Annotated in this window: 13 protein-coding genes; 7 read left to right on the top strand and 6 right to left on the bottom strand. The window is 67.9% G+C overall.

The window, feature by feature from the left end; all coding sequences use genetic code 11:
• Positions 1-11: 11 nt before the first annotated feature.
• Positions 12-527 carry a histidine phosphatase family protein gene (locus tag IT361_06635; protein MCC6317355.1) on the bottom strand — a complete coding sequence of 172 codons (516 nt, stop codon included), beginning with the start codon at positions 525-527 and terminating at the stop codon, positions 12-14.
• A gap of 91 nt (positions 528-618) precedes the next feature.
• Between IT361_06635 and IT361_06630 the strand changes: the two genes are divergently transcribed.
• The 3 genes from IT361_06630 to IT361_06620 are packed head-to-tail and all read left to right on the top strand — an operon-like array spanning position 619 to position 4899.
• A complete protein-coding gene (locus IT361_06630) occupies positions 619-1698 on the top strand; it encodes an SCO family protein (protein ID MCC6317354.1) in 1080 nt (359 codons plus the stop codon).
• Positions 1699-1705: 7 nt separating this feature from the next.
• A complete protein-coding gene (locus IT361_06625) occupies positions 1706-2515 on the top strand; it encodes a cytochrome c oxidase assembly protein (GenBank protein ID MCC6317353.1) in 810 nt (269 codons plus the stop codon).
• Between the two features lie 29 nt (positions 2516-2544).
• Positions 2545-4899 (top strand): carbohydrate binding family 9 domain-containing protein, encoded by a 2355-nt coding sequence (locus tag IT361_06620; protein ID MCC6317352.1) that lies wholly within the window; start codon positions 2545-2547, stop codon positions 4897-4899.
• A gap of 6 nt (positions 4900-4905) precedes the next feature.
• On the opposite strand, the gene IT361_06615 is transcribed toward IT361_06620, so the two are convergent.
• Together IT361_06615 and IT361_06610 are read right to left on the bottom strand one after the other, a co-directional pair.
• Positions 4906-5793, bottom strand: a complete 888-nt coding sequence (locus IT361_06615; GenBank protein MCC6317351.1) for an MBL fold metallo-hydrolase — start codon at positions 5791-5793, stop codon at positions 4906-4908.
• 125 nt (positions 5794-5918) lie between these two features.
• Positions 5919-6671, bottom strand: coding sequence for an ABC transporter substrate-binding protein (locus IT361_06610; GenBank protein ID MCC6317350.1), 753 nt, complete (start codon positions 6669-6671; stop codon positions 5919-5921).
• 94 nt (positions 6672-6765) lie between these two features.
• Between IT361_06610 and IT361_06605 the strand changes: the two genes are divergently transcribed.
• Entirely contained in the window at positions 6766-11433 is a 4668-nt protein-coding gene (locus tag IT361_06605; protein ID MCC6317349.1) for a diguanylate cyclase, read from the top strand.
• 122 nt (positions 11434-11555) lie between these two features.
• Here the strand turns inward: IT361_06605 and IT361_06600 are convergent, their stop codons facing one another.
• Entirely contained in the window at positions 11556-12017 is a 462-nt protein-coding gene (locus tag IT361_06600) for a hypothetical protein (protein MCC6317348.1), read from the bottom strand.
• 114 nt (positions 12018-12131) lie between these two features.
• Between IT361_06600 and IT361_06595 the strand changes: the two genes are divergently transcribed.
• Complete coding sequence (locus tag IT361_06595; GenBank protein ID MCC6317347.1) at positions 12132-12356, top strand: AbrB/MazE/SpoVT family DNA-binding domain-containing protein; 225 nt, start codon at positions 12132-12134, stop codon at positions 12354-12356.
• 6 nt (positions 12357-12362) lie between these two features.
• On the top strand, positions 12363-12767 hold the full coding sequence (locus IT361_06590; GenBank protein MCC6317346.1) for a type II toxin-antitoxin system death-on-curing family toxin: 405 nt from the start codon (positions 12363-12365) through the stop codon (positions 12765-12767).
• A gap of 122 nt (positions 12768-12889) precedes the next feature.
• On the opposite strand, the gene IT361_06585 is transcribed toward IT361_06590, so the two are convergent.
• Both IT361_06585 and IT361_06580 read right to left on the bottom strand, forming a co-directional pair.
• Positions 12890-13369, bottom strand: a complete 480-nt coding sequence (locus IT361_06585) for a hypothetical protein (GenBank protein ID MCC6317345.1) — start codon at positions 13367-13369, stop codon at positions 12890-12892.
• Positions 13366-14190, bottom strand: a complete 825-nt coding sequence (locus IT361_06580) for a hypothetical protein (GenBank protein ID MCC6317344.1) — start codon at positions 14188-14190, stop codon at positions 13366-13368. Before IT361_06580 ends, IT361_06585 begins: the two co-directional genes overlap by 4 nt.
• A gap of 609 nt (positions 14191-14799) precedes the next feature.
• Here IT361_06580 and IT361_06575 point away from each other — a divergent pair.
• On the top strand, positions 14800-18003 hold the full coding sequence (locus tag IT361_06575) for a hypothetical protein (protein MCC6317343.1): 3204 nt from the start codon (positions 14800-14802) through the stop codon (positions 18001-18003).
• The last annotated feature ends 10 nt before the right edge of the window (positions 18004-18013 follow it).

Here is an 18013-nt window from a genome sequence, read left to right as displayed (position 1 = left end):
AACCCGTCGCGCTATTGACCGTAGCGCACGCGCACGAGCGTCGCGGGACCGTTCCCGACCCGGGTGACCACGAAGAAGTGCTGGTACTCCGTATCGGCAATCGCCGGCGGTGGCGCGATGCCCAGGGCCTGGATCACCGCGGGCACCGTGTTGGAATGACCGACATACAGGATCGTCTGCCCGACGAGACCCTGCACGCGCTGCACGACCGCCTGCGCGTGCTGCGCCTCCGTACCGGTCGCAGCCACGACTTCGGCGACGACGCCAAGCCGTGTGGCCAGCGGTGCAGCGGTTTGCTGCGCCCGCTTGAACTGGGTGTGCAGGATGGCCGAGACGTTGCTGCGTGCCAGGGACACCGCCAGCGACTCGGCGCGCGCACGTCCGGCCGCGTTGAGATCCGGGTCGGTGCCCGGCGGGCGTTCGGCGTGCCTAACAAGGATCACCGTGGTCGTCGCCGGTGTTCGGTGACATGCCGCCACCGTGAGCAGGGCCAGCAGGAACAGCGGTCGTCGAAGGGCGGTCGGCATGTGCAGTGGGAGGGACGCCGGAAGGTACGGCCGGCTCCCAATGCCAACCAGCGGCACCGGGTTAGCTTATGGCAGCCCCTCAGCGCCCCTTATGCGTCGACGTTTCCTCCTGCTCGTGGCCCTGGCCGCCGGCCTCGCCTGTGATCGTGGCGCGATGCCTGGCCGTGAGGCCGCCAGCGCCTTCCGCGGCGTGCTGCTCACCCCACCGCTCGAGAAGCCCGATTTCACGTTCACCGACGTCAACGGGCAACCCTGGAACCTGCGCGTGAAGACGGCGGGCAAGGTTGCGTTGCTGTTCTTCGGCTACACTCACTGCCCGGACGTCTGCCCGCTCCACGCAGCCAACGTGGCCGCCGTGTTGCGCACCATGCCGTTCGAAGTGCGCGACAAGGTCATGTTCCTGTTCGTCACCACGGACCCGGCGCGCGACACGCCCGAGCGCCTCAAGGAGTGGCTGGCCGCATTCGACCCGACGTTCGTCGGCCTCACGGCCCCACCCGAGGCGCTTGGCCAACTGCAGGTGTCGCTCGGCATCGCGCCGGCACGCATCGAAATCCCCCCCGGCGCCGACTCGGCAAACTACCTGGTGGGCCACGGCGCGCAGGTCATTGCGTTTGGCCTCGATGACCAGGCGCGCATCGAGTATCCGTTTGGAATCCGGCAGGAGGATTGGGCCAACGACCTCCCACGCCTGGCGCGTGGTGAGGTGCCCACGAGCGCGGCGCGCACCGGGCCGCCACCGGCGACCATCGGAGCGGCGAACATCCCGGAGGCGCCACCCATCGAAGTCCGCGCCGCGCTGATGGCCGCCCCGGTTTCGACGAGCGAGGCGTCGATCTATCTCGTCGTGCAGAACAACGGTGAGGCCGACACGCTCACCGGCGTGTGGAGCCCCGACGCCGCCAGCGCCGCGATGCACGCCACGCGTCGGGACGGCGGCACCATGCGCATGGAACACGTGGCCTCGCTTCCGCTCGCACCAGGAGCGCGCCTGGAGCTGCTGCCGGGCGGCACCCACGTCATGCTCATGGGCCTGACGCGAAAGCCGATCGCCGGGGAGTCGTTTCCCCTGCGACTGCGCTTCGCCAGGGCTGGTGAGTACGTGATCGCGCCGATGGTCGTGGCATACGCCGACCTCGACGCCCAGCTGACCGCGGCCCGCCAACCCTAGCGACGACATGCAGTTCTGGTGCTCCGCCAGGGACACGGCCTGGACCTGGACATGGACGGCCTATCCAGGCGTCTGGCTCTTCATCATCCTGCTCGCCGTCGGCATCGCGCGGTGGAACCGGGCCGGGGCGCGCCGAACGGGCACGGTCGCGCCGCCCATGCATCCGCTGACGGTGCTTGGCCTCGTGCTCCTCTGGCTGGCGCTGGACTGGCCCATCGGCGCGTTAGGCGCCGGGTACCTGGCCAGCGTCCACATGGTGCAGTTCCTGCTCATCGGACTGCTGGCGCCGGCCGCGCTGTTGGCGGGAATCAGCCCTGACGCGGCCCGTCTCGCCGGCGGCTCGCGCATCCTCGAACGGCTCACGCGACCCATCCCCGCCCTGATCGCTTTCAACTCGCTCGTGCTCCTCACGCACCTGCCACCGGTGGTCGATGGCCTGATGAGCAGTACCCTCGGGCCCGTGCGCGCCCAACTTGGCTCCATGGTCATCGATCTGCTCTGGCTCACTGGCGGTGTGCTCTTCTGGTGGCCGATCCTGCTCCCCGCCCCGGAACGGCCTCGCTTCGTGCCGCCGCTCCGTATGCTCTACCTCGTGGCCGGACTGATGTTCTCGCCGGTCATGTTCGGGCTCGTGGGGTTCATGGTGAACGCGGAACGACCGCTCTACGGTATCTATGAACTCGCGCCGCCGTTCCCCGGCTTCTCCTCGCGCGACGACCATCAACTGGCTGGCGTCCTGATGTCCATGACGGGCGCCGCCGTCGCGTTCGTTGGTCTGTCGGTGATTTTCTTCCGCTGGAGCCGGACCGACGGCTGATCGCGGCGCTCCCCTTACCTCCCGCTCACGTGCGTCTCGCCGTTTTCCTGCTCGCGGTTGCGAGTGCCGCGCCCCTGTCCGCACACGCACAGGATCGCACCTATCACGGCCGCCGCGGCGGCCTGGTCGCCGAGGTGCCCCGCTTCGACGATAGCGTGTCCGTGGATGGCGTGCTCGATGAGCCCGTCTGGCAGCGCGCCGCCCTGCTCACCGGGTTCTCGGCGTATCTGCCCATCGACGGGCGCGAGGCGCACGACTCGACGGAAGTGAGGGTCTGGTACTCGTCGACCCACGTCTACTTCGGCGTCGTCGCGCACGAGACACACGGCTCGGTACATGCCACGCTCGCCGCGCGCGACAAGATCGACATGGATGACTACATCCAGCTGCTGATCGATCCCTTCAACGACCGGCGACGCGCATTCGTGTTTGGCATCAACCCGCTGGGCGCACAGGCTGACGGTGTTCGCACCGAGGGGTTCAGCCCACCGCAGCCCCGCGGCCAGACCTTTGGCGGCAACCCGCCCGCGTTCATCGATCTCAGCCCGGACTTTGTGTTTGCCTCACGAGGGCGCGTGACTGACACCGGCTACGAGCTCGAGGTGGCCATTCCGCTCAAGAGCCTTCGATTCCAGGGCACGAACTTGCAGGACTGGGCGCTGCAGGTCGTGCGATTTGTCCAGCACTCCGGCTACCAGCAGACATGGACACCGGCACGTCGCGGCGCGGCATCCTTCCTCGTGCAATCGGGCACGCTCCGGGGCCTGCATGACCTGCGCCGCGAGGCCGTGGTGGAGCTCAACCCCGAACTCACCGAGTCGCTCAACGGCGCACCGACTCCCGAGTGGACGTACACGTCAAAGCCCAACCTCGGTGGCAATCTCCGGTGGCGCATCGTGCCCAACCTGACGATGAACGCGACCGTCCGTCCGGACTTCTCCCAGGTGGAGGCCGACGCGGCACAGGTACCGGGCGACACACGCTTCTCGCTGTTCTTCCCCGAGCGGCGCCCGTTCTTCATTGACGGCATCGAGCAGTTCGATGCGCCCAACAACCTCGTGTACACACGACAGATCCTGCAGCCGGACCTCGCGACCAAGCTCACCGGGCGCTTCGGTCGCACGAGCGTCGCATACATGGGCGCACTGGACAGCGACGACGCCTCACAAGACGGGAAGGACCGTCCGCTGTTCAATATCCTGCGTCTGCGTCGTGACGTGTTCCAGGCGTCCACGATGGGGCTCACGCTCACCGATCGCACCGAGGGCGACGGCTTCAGCCGAGTAGGCGTGGCCGACACCCGCCTGGTCTGGAAGGGCGCCTACAGCTTCAATGCCTCGCTCGGGGGAAGCGCTACGCGCGACCCGGCCGGTGGCGACACGCGCACCGCACCCCTCTGGGACTTCGGCGCCAACCGCACCGGCCTGCGCTACGGCTATCGCTACACGTTCAGCGGCATCGGCGAGGACTTCCGCGCCGCGGCCGGCTTTGTCCCCCGCACCGACTTCGTGTCGACCACGGCGTACAACCGCTTCTCGTGGTTCGGCAAGCCGGGCGACTTCATCGAGAGCTATCTCATTCGGCAAGGCTTCGACTGGCTCTGGACCTTCGATCGGTTCCGCGATGGCAAGAGCGTGCAGGAAACCAAGATCCAGGCGGAGAATGTCTTCAATATCCGGGGCGGCTGGGTGCTGAGCGTGACGCCGGTGCGCGAGACCTTCCTGTTTGACACGCGCACCTACGCCCGCTATCGCGTGCTGCGCCCCGCGACCGGCGGCGCCATCGACACAGCAGCGTTCACGCCGTCGCGCCGAACGCCGACCGCCGTGGTCCTCCTCCGGCTCAACACACCGCAGTTCGAGCGTTGGACCGGGCGGTTCACGGGCTTCATCGGACGCGACATCGAGTTCTTCGAGACGTCCACCGCGCGCCGCGTGGACCTCACCGGCGAGGTGGACCTGCGGCCGACCGATCAGATGCGCCTCACCGGATCGTACCTCTATTCGCACTATACGCGCTCTCGGGACGGCACCACGCTTTCGCGTGCCAGCGTGCCGCGCCTGCGCCTGGAGTATCAGCTGAGCCGCGCACTCTTCCTGCGCTTCGTGGGCCAATATGACCACCGAACGCGCGACGCCCTGCGCGATCCCGCCACCGAACTGCCGCTCGCCATCCTCAACGGAGCCACCTACCGCCGCGCAACCGCAACGGCCACGCGTGACCTCCGCATGGACTGGCTGTTCAGCTATGTCCCGAGCCCCGGCACGGTGGTGTTTGCCGGCTATGGCAGTTCGCTCACCGAGCCCGATGCCTTCCGCTTTCGGCACTTCGAGCGCGTACGCGACGGGTTCTTCGTCAAGCTGTCGTACCTCTTCAGGCGCTGAGCTCGGCTACTTCCGTCCCTTCGAGAACCCGTAGATCAGCTGCCGGGACAGCTCGCTTGCGCGCCGCGTGCCACCCAGCAGGCTCTCGAAACCGGCAACGGCACGTTCGGCCAGTGAGTCCGACGCCACGCCGCTCGCGATCCCGGTTCGCACCCGCTCACTCACCGTGACGAGCATCGCGCGATAGCGCACGAGGTCGTCCCTGGTTGAAGTCGGACCATGCCCGGGCACGATGGCCGTGGACGCGTCGACCCAGCCGAGCACATCGTCGATGGCGCGCACCATGCCCTCGAGTGAACCACCCGCCCACCAATCGATGAACGGCGGCGCGCCCACCTCGAGGATGTCGCCGATGTGCAGCACGTTCTGCGCGGGAAGCCAGATCATCGCGTCGCCGTCCGTGTGCGCATCGCGCGGATGCAGCACGACCACGCGTTCGCCCCCGATCTTCAGCTCGCGCCGATCGTCGAAGGCATCCGTTGGCGTCGCCGAGTCGGCCAACGGCGTGCGGTGCCAGTCACGGTCGGTGATCGTCGTGTCCTTCGCCGCCTGAATGGCCACGTTGCGGTGCGCCAGCACGCGCGCCCCTCGGGCACGGAACCACGCGTTCCCCTCGGTGTGGTCGGCGTGATAGTGGGTGTTCACCACCCATCGCACCGGCGCCTTCGTCACATTCGTGATGGCCGAGTCCAGGGCGCCGACCCGCTTGCCGCTCTGCGCATCGACGATCAGCAGTCCGTCGTTGGTCTCGAGCACCAGCACGTTGCCGTTCAGGAATCCCGAGAAGACGTGGACGCGCGGCCGCACGCGCTCGTGATCGATGCGCATCGGGGGCGCCTGCGCGGCAAGTGGCAGCGCGTACAGCGTGGCAAGCAGGAGGGCGGCGCGGATCATGACTGCTCGGGCGTGTCGGGACGACGAAGATCGCGATGCCTGCCGACCGGGCCGCGCGCGATGGGATGACGCGCGCGAATCGCTGGACGGCCCGCAGCCACGCGGGCCGCCATGTGCGCCACTCGTCACCGCGCCGCCGCGATGACGGATTCGGCGTAGTCGATTCCCCGGGGCGTCCGCGAACCGTGCCACGAAAGCAGCTCGCCGTCTACCAGTCGAAAGCGGCCCACCTCCCAGCCCAGCGTGGATGACAGCTCGTCGACGTGTTTTTCAGCGAACGGAAACGGTTCGCTCGACAGCAACACCACCGATGGCGACCGTTCTGCGAGCTGCTCGAGCGTGATCGTGGGATATCGGTCTTTCGCGTCAGCAAAGACGTTGCGGCCGCCGGCCATGCCCAGGAGCCCGGCGATGAAGGTGTCGTCGCTCACGGTCATCCAGGGCTCGCGCCAAATGAGGTACGCATAGTCGACGTGCGGCGCAGACGTCGCGGCCGCACGCACGCGCGCCGCCCGCCGCTCGATGTCGCGCGCGACCGCCTCTCCGGCATCGGTGGCGCCGAGCGCATCAGCGATCGATCGCACCATGGCGGCCGTCTCCTCCGCGGTGATCGGCATGGTCGAGTGGACGCGAACTCCGGCCGCGGTCAGCGCCCCGGCGTCTTCCCGACGATTCTCCTCGTCGTTCATGAGCACGATATCGGGACGCAAGTCGATGATACGGGCCACCTTGGGCGTCTTTGTCCCGCCGACTGTTTCCACGTTGGCCACCCCCGGTGCAGGATGCACGCAGAACTTCGTGCGGCCGACGAGCGCGGGGCCCATCCCCAGGTCGAAGACGAGCTCGGTGAGCGACGGACAGAGCGAAACGACACGCATACACAGAGGGGTCTGGCGTAACTCCCGCGCGGCACTCGACTTCCGCAACCGGGGCCGCCGTGAATCGTCTATAGTTGCCTTGCTGAACCGTGAAATGCCATCGCGTCTCGATCCGCACTCCCTGGACCCCGGCCGCCTCGCTGAAGCGCGAGGTGAGTTTCAGGCCGCTCGCGAATACTACGAGCGCGCGATGCGGGAACTCGATCACGACGCCCCACCGCCTGCAGTCGCTGCGCTGCTCCTGCAGATCGCCCGGACGTTCGTGGCGTCGGGTCGGAACGCGGAAGCGCGGGATTGTCTCGAGGCCGTGTTTGCGCTCCCCGACTTTGGCGACATGGATGCGATCGTCGCCGAGGCGCTGGAGCTGCGCGGTCGGCTGGCGTGCGAAGCGGGCGCGCTGGACGACGCCGAAGCCGACTTCCGCGAAATGGGCGTGCGGGCCGCGGCGGCGGGGCAGGGCTGGCTCGTCGCGTTAGGCAGCGAGCACCTTGCCTCGGTCGCGCTCGTGCGCGACGACTGGGGCGCGAGCCTCGACCAGCTCGAAGCCGCGGCCGCGGGCTTCCGCGAACGCGGGGATGACGCCGACACGGTGCGGGTACAGCTGCAGCTCGCCCGCTTCTACGTCGATCTCAAACGATGGAATGCCGCCGAGCAGGCGCTGGCGGACGCACTGCCGCGGGCGCAGCGGGCGAGTGACCTGCCATCGCTGGCCCGGCTCGAGCTGGTGCGCTCGCAGATGGCGATCGACCGGTCCAACGTCGAGCGCGCCCGCGTGTCCGCCGAGCGCGCGCTCGACATGGCGCGGCGCGCCGAACATCCGGGGCTCGCGACCGAAAGCGTGGCGATGACGGGCATCGTCGCCCGCGAGCTGGGCGACCTCGATCGCGCGCTCCGGCTGTTCGAGGACGCCGAGCGCCAGGCGCATGCCCTCGACGACGCCATGCTGCTGGGCGAGCTGGCCTGCGAGCGCACCGAGGTCCTGGCCCGTCGCCCCGACCATCGTCGCACGCTTGGCGCACTCAACCATGCCTACCGAAGCCTGGCCCGGCTCCTTGGGCAGACCGGCTCGGTGGAACGCGCCCGACGACTCCGGCGGCTCGAACGCACGTTCCTCGACGTGACCCGGCACTGGGCCCAACGATTCGAAGCAGTCGATCACGATACCGCGGGTCACGTCGATCGCGTGGCCGACCTTACCGTGGAGATCGCACGCCGCATGGGTATCGCCCCCACGGCACTGTTCGGCTACCGGGTCGGTGCGTACCTGCACGACCTCGGAAAGCTCGCGATCGCGCCGGCAATCCTCAACAAACGCGGGCGCCTCACCGCGGACGAGTGGTCGGCCGTGAAGCGGCACCCCGCCGCAGGCGCGGAGTTGCTCGCCGATACCGACTTCCCCTGGGAAGTGCGGCCCATCGTCGAGTCGCATCACGAGTGCTGGAACGGGTCGGGCTATCCGCACGGTCGCGCCGGCGAGGAGATCCCGCTGGCGGCACGCATCTTCTGTGTGGCCGATGTGTTCGATGCGCTCCTGGCTCGGCGCGCTTTCAAGGATCCGCTGACCCGCGACGAAGCGATCGAGGTCATGCGGCGCGATGTGGGGCGACAGTTCGACCCCGCCGTCTTCCGCGTGTTCGAGGACGTGGTGCGCGAGGGCGTCGCCATCCCCGGCGTGACGTCTTCGGTTGCCGTTCCCGTCACGCCGCAGGGCAACGCGACCGCGCTGGCCGACGACCCACTCACCGGTGCGGCCGACTTCGTGTCCTGGAGCGCGCGCGCGAGTGCGGCACTCGGCGCGCGACGCGGACCTGAAGGTGATGTCGCCATCCTCATCGTCGACATCGACGACTTTGCGCGTGTCAACGCGACCTGGGGTCGGCTGCAGGGCGACGACGTCTTGTGGGCCGTGGCCAAGGTGCTGCAACGCGGCGTGCGCACCGGTGATCTCATCGGCCGTCGCGGGAGCGACGAGTTCGTGGTCCTGCTGCCGGAGACCACGGTCAACGTGGCGACGGAGGTCGCCGAGCGGCTGCGAGACGCGGTGGGTGGACTGCGCTGCGCGCTGCGCCACGCGCCTGACGAGACGCTCGTGGTGGTCGCCTCGGTCGCGGTGGCGGTGGCGCCCGGTGATGGCGAGACGGTGGAAGCCTTGCTCGCCGCCGGCGATCGGGCGCTCTTCCGTGCGCGAAGCGAAGGCGGTGGCCGCGTCGTGGTGGCCGACCACGGTGAGTCGGCGCGCGCGCGACACGGGCTGGACTTCGACGTGTTCACCGGCCGCGAAGAAGAGCTGCGATCCGTCGTCGCTCAGCTGGACCTCGCCGCGCGTGGCGAACCTCGGCTCGTCGGCATTTCCGGCGAAGCCGGGGTCGGAAAGAGCGCACTCGTCAGGCAGCTCGAGCCCGAGGTGCGACTGCGCAACGGGCTCCTTGCCACCGGGATCACGACCGCCGACGGCTCCGGCGGACCGCTCGCGCCGTGGCCCGCGGTGGTGAGCGCGCTGGCCAAGGCCGGCGTCGTGCATGATCGCGCCTGGCGCGCGCTGCCTGCGCTTGTGCCGGGCGAACTGGCGCCGGCCGACGTCGAGGACGAGGAGCCCGACGCGACACTGCTGCAGCAGGAGATCACCGCGGTGGTCCGTCGAGCGGCGCGGGAACGACCGCTGGTTGTCGTGCTCGAAGACATGCACCTCGCCACGCCAGCCAGCTGGGCCGTGCTCGACGCCCTGCTCACCGCGGTGGACGACGAGCACCTCCTCGTCATCCACACCATGCGGCCCGAGGTGCATCCCGGCGCGGTCGAGTGGCGGCGACGGATCCTGGCGCACGCGCGCACCACGCATGTGACGCTGCGGCGCTTTGGGCTCGACGAAGTGCGACGCTGGATCCGGCTCGTGTTCCGCGATGCGGCCCCCGGTGACGACGTCGCGCGCTGGATCCATGACTACGCCGAAGGGATCCCGCTGCACGTGCTCCACCTGCTGCGCGCCGGGTGCGACGACGGCACGATCTGGTACGGCGGCACGCGGTGGGAATGGCGCGAACCGGGGCCGCGCGACGTGGCGAGCGGTATCGGCTGGGTGCTCGATCGACGACTCGATCGGCTCTCCGGCTCCTCGCGCAGCATCCTGTCGTCGGCCGCCGTGCTGCAGAACGTCCTCACCGTCGAGCTGCTGGTGTCGGTCACCGGCGTCCCTGAGGGCCAGGCGCGACTCGCCCTCGAAGAAGCGGTACGCGCATCGATCCTCGTGGCGGTCGGAGACCCCGCGGAAGGACGCTACGCCTTCGGCCACCCGCTGCTCGTCGAGGCCTGTGTGCGCGGGATGGCGGAGCGACAGCGCCAGCAGGTGCACGACCTTGCGGCTCGCGTGATGGAACTCCGTGCCCCGTCCTCGGTGGACGCGATCGCCGGCCACTACCACGCCGCCGGCAACGATGCCGCCGCCTTTGCCTACGCACGCGCAGCGGCGGAGCGCTCGTTAGGTACCGGTGTTCACGACGCGGCCATCGCCGCCCTGCTGGTCGCGCAGCGCCACGCCCCCTCGTCAGCAGACCTCGCGACCATCCGCGTCCGGCACGCCGAGGTGGCGCTGCAGGCCGGCCGGCTCGCGCAGGCCGAGGCCCAGGCGGACCTCGCGCTCGAGTGGCTCGACCGCCAACCCGTAGACGCGACCGCGATCCGCGGACGCCGGGTCCGCGCGTGGATCCGGCAGCGGCGCGGCGCCTTCTCCGGCGACACGATGGACGCCTTGCGACGACTCGTCGACGACGCCGCCAGCGTGCACCCGCGCGAAGAGGCGCTGAGCGCCCTCGCCGCTGCCGCCAGCGCCGCCGAGCGTGCCGACTGGCCGATGGCCGAGCACTTCGCGAGCCGGGCGCTCGAACTGGGTGTTGCGCACGGCGACGACGCCATCGTCACCGAGGCCATGCTTGAGCTGGGAACCGCGCAACTGGCGGAGTCACCCGAGCTGGGCCTGCCACGTTTGCGTCAGGCGCTGGAACGCCAGCGCGCGCGTCCCCACGCGACGCACGACGCACGCGCGCTGCAGGTGCTTGGCGAGGCGCTGTGTCGTCAGGAGGCGTCGTCCGAAGGTGAGGACCTGCTCGTGCAGGCGCTGGAACGGGCGCGCGCGAGCCATCACGCCCCGCTCGCGGCACGCATCTCCCGCGCGCTCGGCGTCGTACGTACGCGCCAGGGCAATCATGACGAGGCGCGCCAGTGGCTTGGTGACGCGGAGCGACTGTTCACGACCATGGAAGACGAGCCCGAGCGCATCGGCACGCTGTTCGATGGCGCGCGGCTCCTCAGGGACGGCGGTGATCGTGATCGGGCGCAGGCGCAGTTCGATGCCGTGGCTCGGCGAGCGCGCGACCTCGATCTGGCGTGGATGGAGCTTGCCGCGACGGCGGGCGCCGCATTGAGCAATGGTGGCCCGACGTCGGCGTCGACGCAGCAGCGGTGGGCGCGTACGAGTGCGCTGGTCGCTGATGCGCGTCCGGACTGGTGGTTCCCCGGCCGCGAACTCGTGGACGCGTTCGCGGTGCGCATGGCGATTGCTGGCGGTCATCCGAACGTGGCGCAGGACGTGTTCGCGCGTGCCGTGGACCGTCTCGACGGGCTCGATGCCTACGCCAGCGTGTGGCTCGTGACCGAGTGTGCGCCGGAGCTACAGCGCGCCGGACTCAAGTCCGCCGAGCGTCGGTTGGTGGAGGCAGGGGTGCGTGCGCGCCAGCTCGGGTTTCCGTTGTTGGCGCGAGCGACTTGAAGGGGCGCCAACGGACCTCCACACCCAAAAGTGTAAAGCGTCCGGAGAACGGGTCTACGCCAGGTGGGCTCTCAGCGTTTAGGTGGGGACCCGCGCCGAGGCTCAGCGCCCCGCCCCAAGGCTCACGTCAGCCCGTCGCGCCCGGTGGCTGCCAGCACGGGCGACGCATCGCCGACCGCGTCCCGGGCTCCCGCAGAGGGATGCGCGGGCAGTGACCTCTGTTCGGTCAAGGCGGCGAAGCGCACTCCAATCTGTTCCATCTGCGCGGCGCGCACTCGGGCCCAGCGGGGCAGGCGAAGTGCGAGGACCGACAGCCCCGCCAGGCCGACCACGCCGGAGAAGGCGGTGAGTCCGATGGTGGCCCAGCCCGGGGCGACCGGCATCGCCGCCGCCATCATCGTCGACAGAGCGAAGGCCGCGGCGCCCAGCCGCAGAAGGACCGGCCCCTCACCCTTGCGCGTACTCGATCGCAGTCGATGGCCAGTTTCCGTCGGCTCAAGGCGCGCGTGGAGATCTCCGTTGGTCCACTGCCGAAACGCGCCATCGCGACGCAGGGTGCTGCGGCGGAATGGGGCATTTCGCACTGTGGACACGAGCGCGGCGAGTGCCTCAGCGCCCTCCATAGCTCCGCCGTCAGCTGCAACAATGGACTGGAGGCTCCTTGGCGCAGTAGCACGGGTGTGCTACCTTGCAAGATGGTGCGTCCCATCAAACTCCGGCAAGTCGGCGGGTCCGTCGGCGCGACCCTGCCGAAAGATATGGCCGACCGTCTCCACCTCGCCGTCGGCGACTCGATGCTGGCGATCGAGACCGAGAACGGGATTCTGCTCACGCCCTACGATCCCACCATCGAAGCCGGCCTGGCGCTCGCGGCGCGCGCCGCGAAACGGTACCGGCACGCCCTCCGCGAACTGGCGAAGTAACGCGGCGTGCGCGAGCCTCGCTGGGTTCCACGCGCGCTCGTCGAGGCGGTGCATCTCGATCAGCTGCGCGCGCATGGCGGCATGCCTGGTCTCCGGGATGAGGGGGCACTCGAGAGCGCCCTGGCGCGGCCGTGCAACAAGCTGGCCTACGGCAAACGCGTCGATCATGCCTCGCTCGCCGCCGCGTATGCCTTCGGACTGGCCCGGAACCACCCGTTCAACGACGGCAACAAGCGCATCGCATTCCTCGTGGCGGTCATTTTCCTGGGGCTCAACGGCTGGGACTTCGTCGCGCCCGACGCCGACGTGGTCGCGCACATGGTCGCACTGGCCGACGGGCGCCTTACGGAGGCAAAGCTCGCGAAGTGGCTTCGCGCAGGGTTGGTCAAGTTGCCTCAGGGGGCCGCCTAACGTCAAGTTGTGCCGCGGCCGATTCAATAAGATGCAGGTGGGCGGCCGCGCCGTACCGAAAGGTACGATAAGGTGCGGCCGCCCACCAGCTTCCCTAGACGGCCGTCGGTCACCAACTGCCGTTAGACCGAGCCGCGCAGGAAGTCCGCCCTCGCGTGAGCATGCCGAATCGCGGCTAGCGTGCTGAGCAACGTTGCGACCAAAGCATAGGCGAGCAAGGTGGAGCCAATTAGAAGCCCCGACCGATGTTGAAGTCGCACTCCAGCCTCAATCTGAAACACGGTCCACGAAAACGCGCCGATGCTTGAGACAAGGGCAGTGAAGAGCGCGAGAAGAGTAGACTTGAATCCGAACAGAATGTCCCTATAGATCCCCTCAGACTCAAGCCAGCGCACAAACTTGTCGTCGGGGGACGAGATGATCACCGCGAGAGCTGCCGTAAATACTGAGAACACGATTGACAGCACCGAAGCGCTCACGCCGAAGAACTCTTTGGCGACCTGAACGGGCACGAACGTCGGCAGTGAGGCAAGCAGCACGGCAAGCACAATGAGTGCGGCGATGACGTCGATGCCGATGAGCATCCCGAGACGGCGGCTCACTCGGAGATCCTCCGAAACAGGGCGGCGAAGTCGTCCACAATCGCACCTAGAATCTGGCCCGCTGATCGCTCTCGGGTATCCGCGTGGGTTGAGACAGGATTCTGGCTTGTGGCGATCGAGGAGCGCTTCCCGTTGCGCGTCCCGACCGCGACTGCCCGGCCATAGCCGTCCTCAGCCATTGTCACCTTTCGCGCGACATCCTCATCGTCGCCTACTACCAGGCCTGGACCCTCGCGGGAGGCGGCGATCTCCTCGCGGTAGGACTTCGCCTTAATCCGCTTTAGGCGCTCGTCCACCGTTCGATAGATCTCCGAGAAAGATGGGTTCGTTGGATGCAGCTCGAGTGTGAGGAAGGCAACGCGCTCCATTGATGCGAGCGCTTTCATGAAGCTCTCGCGTGCCTCAATAGTCTGCAGGTCCGCGGACACAAAGAACTTCTGGTGCCCCTCTTCGAAGAGCCGCGCAAACTGCTCCTCGAACACCGGCCGCGTAACGTGGTTTGAGATCACATGGTACGCGACGATACCCGTCCGGATATGCAGAAAGAAGCGAGACTTCGCTACCGCTAGGTTCGCTACGTCGGAGGTGCCAAGTTGATGAGTTTCGAGATTCCCGACCTCCTCGGCATACAGCGGCTTGAGCTTCGTGAGGTAGCCCGTTACGTAGTCAGGAAAGTCGGGTAGCTCTTCGACCTCGAAGAATCCCCACAAGTGCGATCGCACCTTGCGGGTCTGGTGGCCACTGAGCCCCTTCAGGACGAACGCCCGCTTGTCGTCGTACTCGGCGATGAGGTTCAGTCTCGCGAAGAGGAAACGGGACATCGGCAATCGTGAGTTCCTCGCAAGAGGGTGTGCTTCGGTCTAACGTGTATTGGGCTGCGCTGCAAACCCTTCGCCGCACGTCGAAGGTCTTATCCAGCACGCCATCCGCAGCATACGACCTGCGCCCTGCCTCAGGAAGATGGCGGCCAAGTCCCACACCACCATCACCTTGGGCGTTGGTCACCAGAACGCCGGTCGACTTCTTATGCTGCGCCCGAACGGCGCACAAGACTCTATGATGGAGAGCATCACTCGAGAACGACAGCGCGGAGGAAGCGCGACCGGAGCAACGCGAACGCTGTACCACGATCAACACACGATCGCACCACGGCCAAACAGGCCGGTTATCTGCCATCGCTGAGAAAGCCTGGAGAAGGCAACGACGCAGCACAGGTCGATGCCGTACTTGCGCGAATGTCCGACCACTCCCCAGCCGGTCGCGCGTAGACCCTCAGGATCCTCCCCACAGCGCAAACTCCCCAGCGACCGCTGGCTGGTCCCGCGCCCGCACCCGTGGCCCCGCACGGCATTCCCTCCCCATGCTTGTGGCCCCCACATAGAATCCGGCGCGCTCACTCATGCGCGGTCTCCCCACCTCGCCACCGTCACATGTCTCATCCCGCGCTCCGACTCGCCGCCGCGTGCGTACTCCTGTGCACCACCACGCCCGTGGTCTCTGCACAGATAAACGGGTACGACGGCGACACGCTCGCCATCGCTGCGCTCAAGTGGCGCAACGTCGGCCCGGCCAACACCAGCGGTCGCGTCTCCGACGTCGAAGGCATTCCGTCGCCCTCCAAGACGTTCTTCCTCGCCGCCGCGGCCGGTGGCATCTGGAAGAGCACCAACAACGGCGTCACGTGGCGCCCGGTCTTCGACCGCGAGCGCGTGATCTCGATGGGCGACCTCGCCATCGCGCCCAGTGACACGATGCAGATCTGGGCGGGCACGGGCGAGGCGAACTCGCGCAACTCGATCTCGCCCGGCGGCGGCGTCTACAAGTCCAACGACGGCGGGCTCACATGGAAGCTCATGGGCCTCGAGCGCACGCAGGCCATCGGCCGCGTGGTCGTGCATCCGACCAACCCCGACATCGTGTACGTGGCCGCGGTGGGCGCGATCTGGAACGCCAACAAGGAGCGCGGCCTGTACAAGACGACGGACAGCGGCCAATCGTGGGAGCTGGTCAAGTTCGTCTCCGACAAGGCCGGCGTGGTGGACGTGGCACTCGATCCGTCGAACCCCGACGTGGTGTGGGCCGCGAGCTGGGAACGCGTACGGAGCCCGTACTCCCTGCAGTCGGGGGGCCCTGGATCGGCGCTCTGGAAGTCCACCGATGCCGGTCGCACGTGGACCGAGATCAAGGGCGGCGGCTTTCCGGAAACAATGAAAGGCCGCATCAGCATCGCGATCGCACCATCGGACCCGCGCGTGATCTACACCATGGTCGAAGCCGACACCGCGGCCAATCCACAGCCGCGCAACGCGCCGAAGAAGGCGCCACAGACGCGACCGTCGGGACTCTACCGCTCTGCCGACGGCGGCGCCACATGGACGCGCACGAACAACGAAAACACGCGGCCCTTCTATTACTCGCAGGTTCGCGTGCACCCGAAGAATCCCGATCGCGTGTACTGGTCCTCCACGCCGGTGAAGGTGTCCAACGACGGCGGGAAGACGGCGATGAACGCGACCGTAGGTCTGCACGTGGATCACCATGGCATGTGGATCGACCCGGTCGACCCCGAACGCATGATCGTCGGCAACGACGGCGGCGTGGGCGTGAGCTTTGACCAGGGCGGCAGCTACGTGTTCCCCAACACGTTCACGCTGGCCCAGCCCTACAACGTGTCGTTCGACATGCAGGTGCCCTACCGCGTCTGTGCCGGGCTGCAGGACAACGGATCGTGGTGCGGCCCCTCGCGCCGCCGGAGCGGCGTGATCACGAACGCGATGTGGGCCACGCTCAGCGGTGGCGACGGCTTCGTCACACAGCAGGATCCGGTGGAAGCCCACATCGCGTATTCCGAGACGCAGGGCGGCAACGTCGGACGTGTGGACATGCGCACCGGTGAACGCACGTCGCTGGCCAAGCCGACATGGCGTGCCACCTGGCAGGCGTGGGAAGACTCGATCATCGTCGCGCGCGGCGACACGACCGTGCGCGAATCCTCGGCGATCAGGAAGCGCATCGCCGAGTTGCGCGCGCGCCAGAAAGCCGACTCGGCCGGCCTCGATCTCCGCTGGAACTGGAACACGCCGTACTTCATCTCACCGCACAGCAACACTACGCTCTACCTCGGTGCCAACCGCGTGATGAAGTCCACGAAACGCGGCGACGAGATGTTCCCCATCTCGCCGGATCTGAGCTACGCGGACACCATGAAGATCCGCGTCTCCACTCGAGCCACGGGCGGCATCACCCCAGACGCCACGGGCGCGGAGACGTACGGCACGATCGTCTCGCTCGCCGAGTCGCCGCTGCGGCCCGGGCTGCTCTATGTCGGAACCGATGACGGGCGCGTGTGGAGCAGCCGGAACGATGGCGGCAGCTGGGACGAACATTCGAAGAACTTCCCCGGCCTGCCGGCCAACGCGTATGTGAGCGAAATCGAGCCGTCCCCGCACGACTCCTCGACGTGGTTCGTGACGTTCGACAATCATCGCGTCGGCGACTTTGCGCCCTACGTGTACCGCACCACCGACTACGGCAAGAGCTTCGTGTCGATCGCCGCGAACCTGCCCACCGGTGGCCCCGACTTCGTGCACGTCATCAAGCAGGATCTGGTGAACCCGAACCTGCTCTTCGTCGGAACCGATGTCGGCGCTTATGCGTCGTCCAATGGTGGCGTGTCGTGGCGACGGTTCATGACCGGCTTGCCAACCGTCCCCGTGACCGATCTCAAGATCCATCCGCGCGACCACGAGCTCATTGCCGCCACGCATGGACGTGGCGTCTGGATCGTCGACATCCTGCCGCTGCAGCAGGAGACGCCAGCGGTCGTGGCAACCGCAGTACATGTCTATGAGCCACGCATCGCTTTCCAGTGGGGCGATCCGCCGATCGAAGGCCAGGGCCCGGGTGGCGCGTCGTACGGTCACATGTGGTTCGCTCAACCGGTTCCGACCTATGGCGCTGAGATCACCTATCGGCTGACAGAGCGCGGCAACACCGCGACGCGCATCTATATCCAGGACGTCACCGGCGACACGCTGCGCACGCTCACCGGCCCGTCCGGGATCGGGGTGCACAAGGTCGTTTGGGATTTCCGGGGCAAGGCGCCGCCCCCGCGGCCGCTCAGTCCCTCGCAGCGCCGCGACTCCGCGGTGGCTGCCAATCGGCGGGCCTTCGTGTTCGACTCGCTGCTGAAGTCAGGCATGGATTCCGCGGCCGTCGCCAACTTCCGGCGTATGGTCGAGGGTGGCGACATGAATCAGATGATGCAGGCGTTCGGCGTCGGCGGCGCGGCATCCGGCCCCACGCCCGCGTTCGCTGGTGATCGCTTCAATCCGCGGCCCGGTGAGCAGGCCGCCATGCCACGCGGGGGCGGTGCCGGTGGCGCGGCCGGCCGCGCAGCGCAGGCGGGCATTACCGACCCCCAGGTCGCGTTCCAGATCATCCAGGCCATTTCGCCTCCCGGCCAGAACGCTTTCCAGGCCCTGCAGGGTCGGCCTCAGGCGCCCACGGTGGGCCCCGGCGAGTACCTGGTCACGGTCGTCGCCGGGGGCACGTCGGTGCGGCAGCGCCTGAAGGTCGTGCGCGCGAGCGGTACGGGCGCCGCGTCCTCGCCGTTCGAGCAGGACGACCGCTGAGGCCAGGCTC

The organism is Gemmatimonadaceae bacterium (genome assembly GCA_020846935.1).
Taxonomy (GTDB): domain Bacteria; phylum Gemmatimonadota; class Gemmatimonadetes; order Gemmatimonadales; family Gemmatimonadaceae; genus RBC101.
Note: the sequence above shows the minus strand (reverse complement) of the source record. Positions and strands in the feature narration are given on the sequence as shown.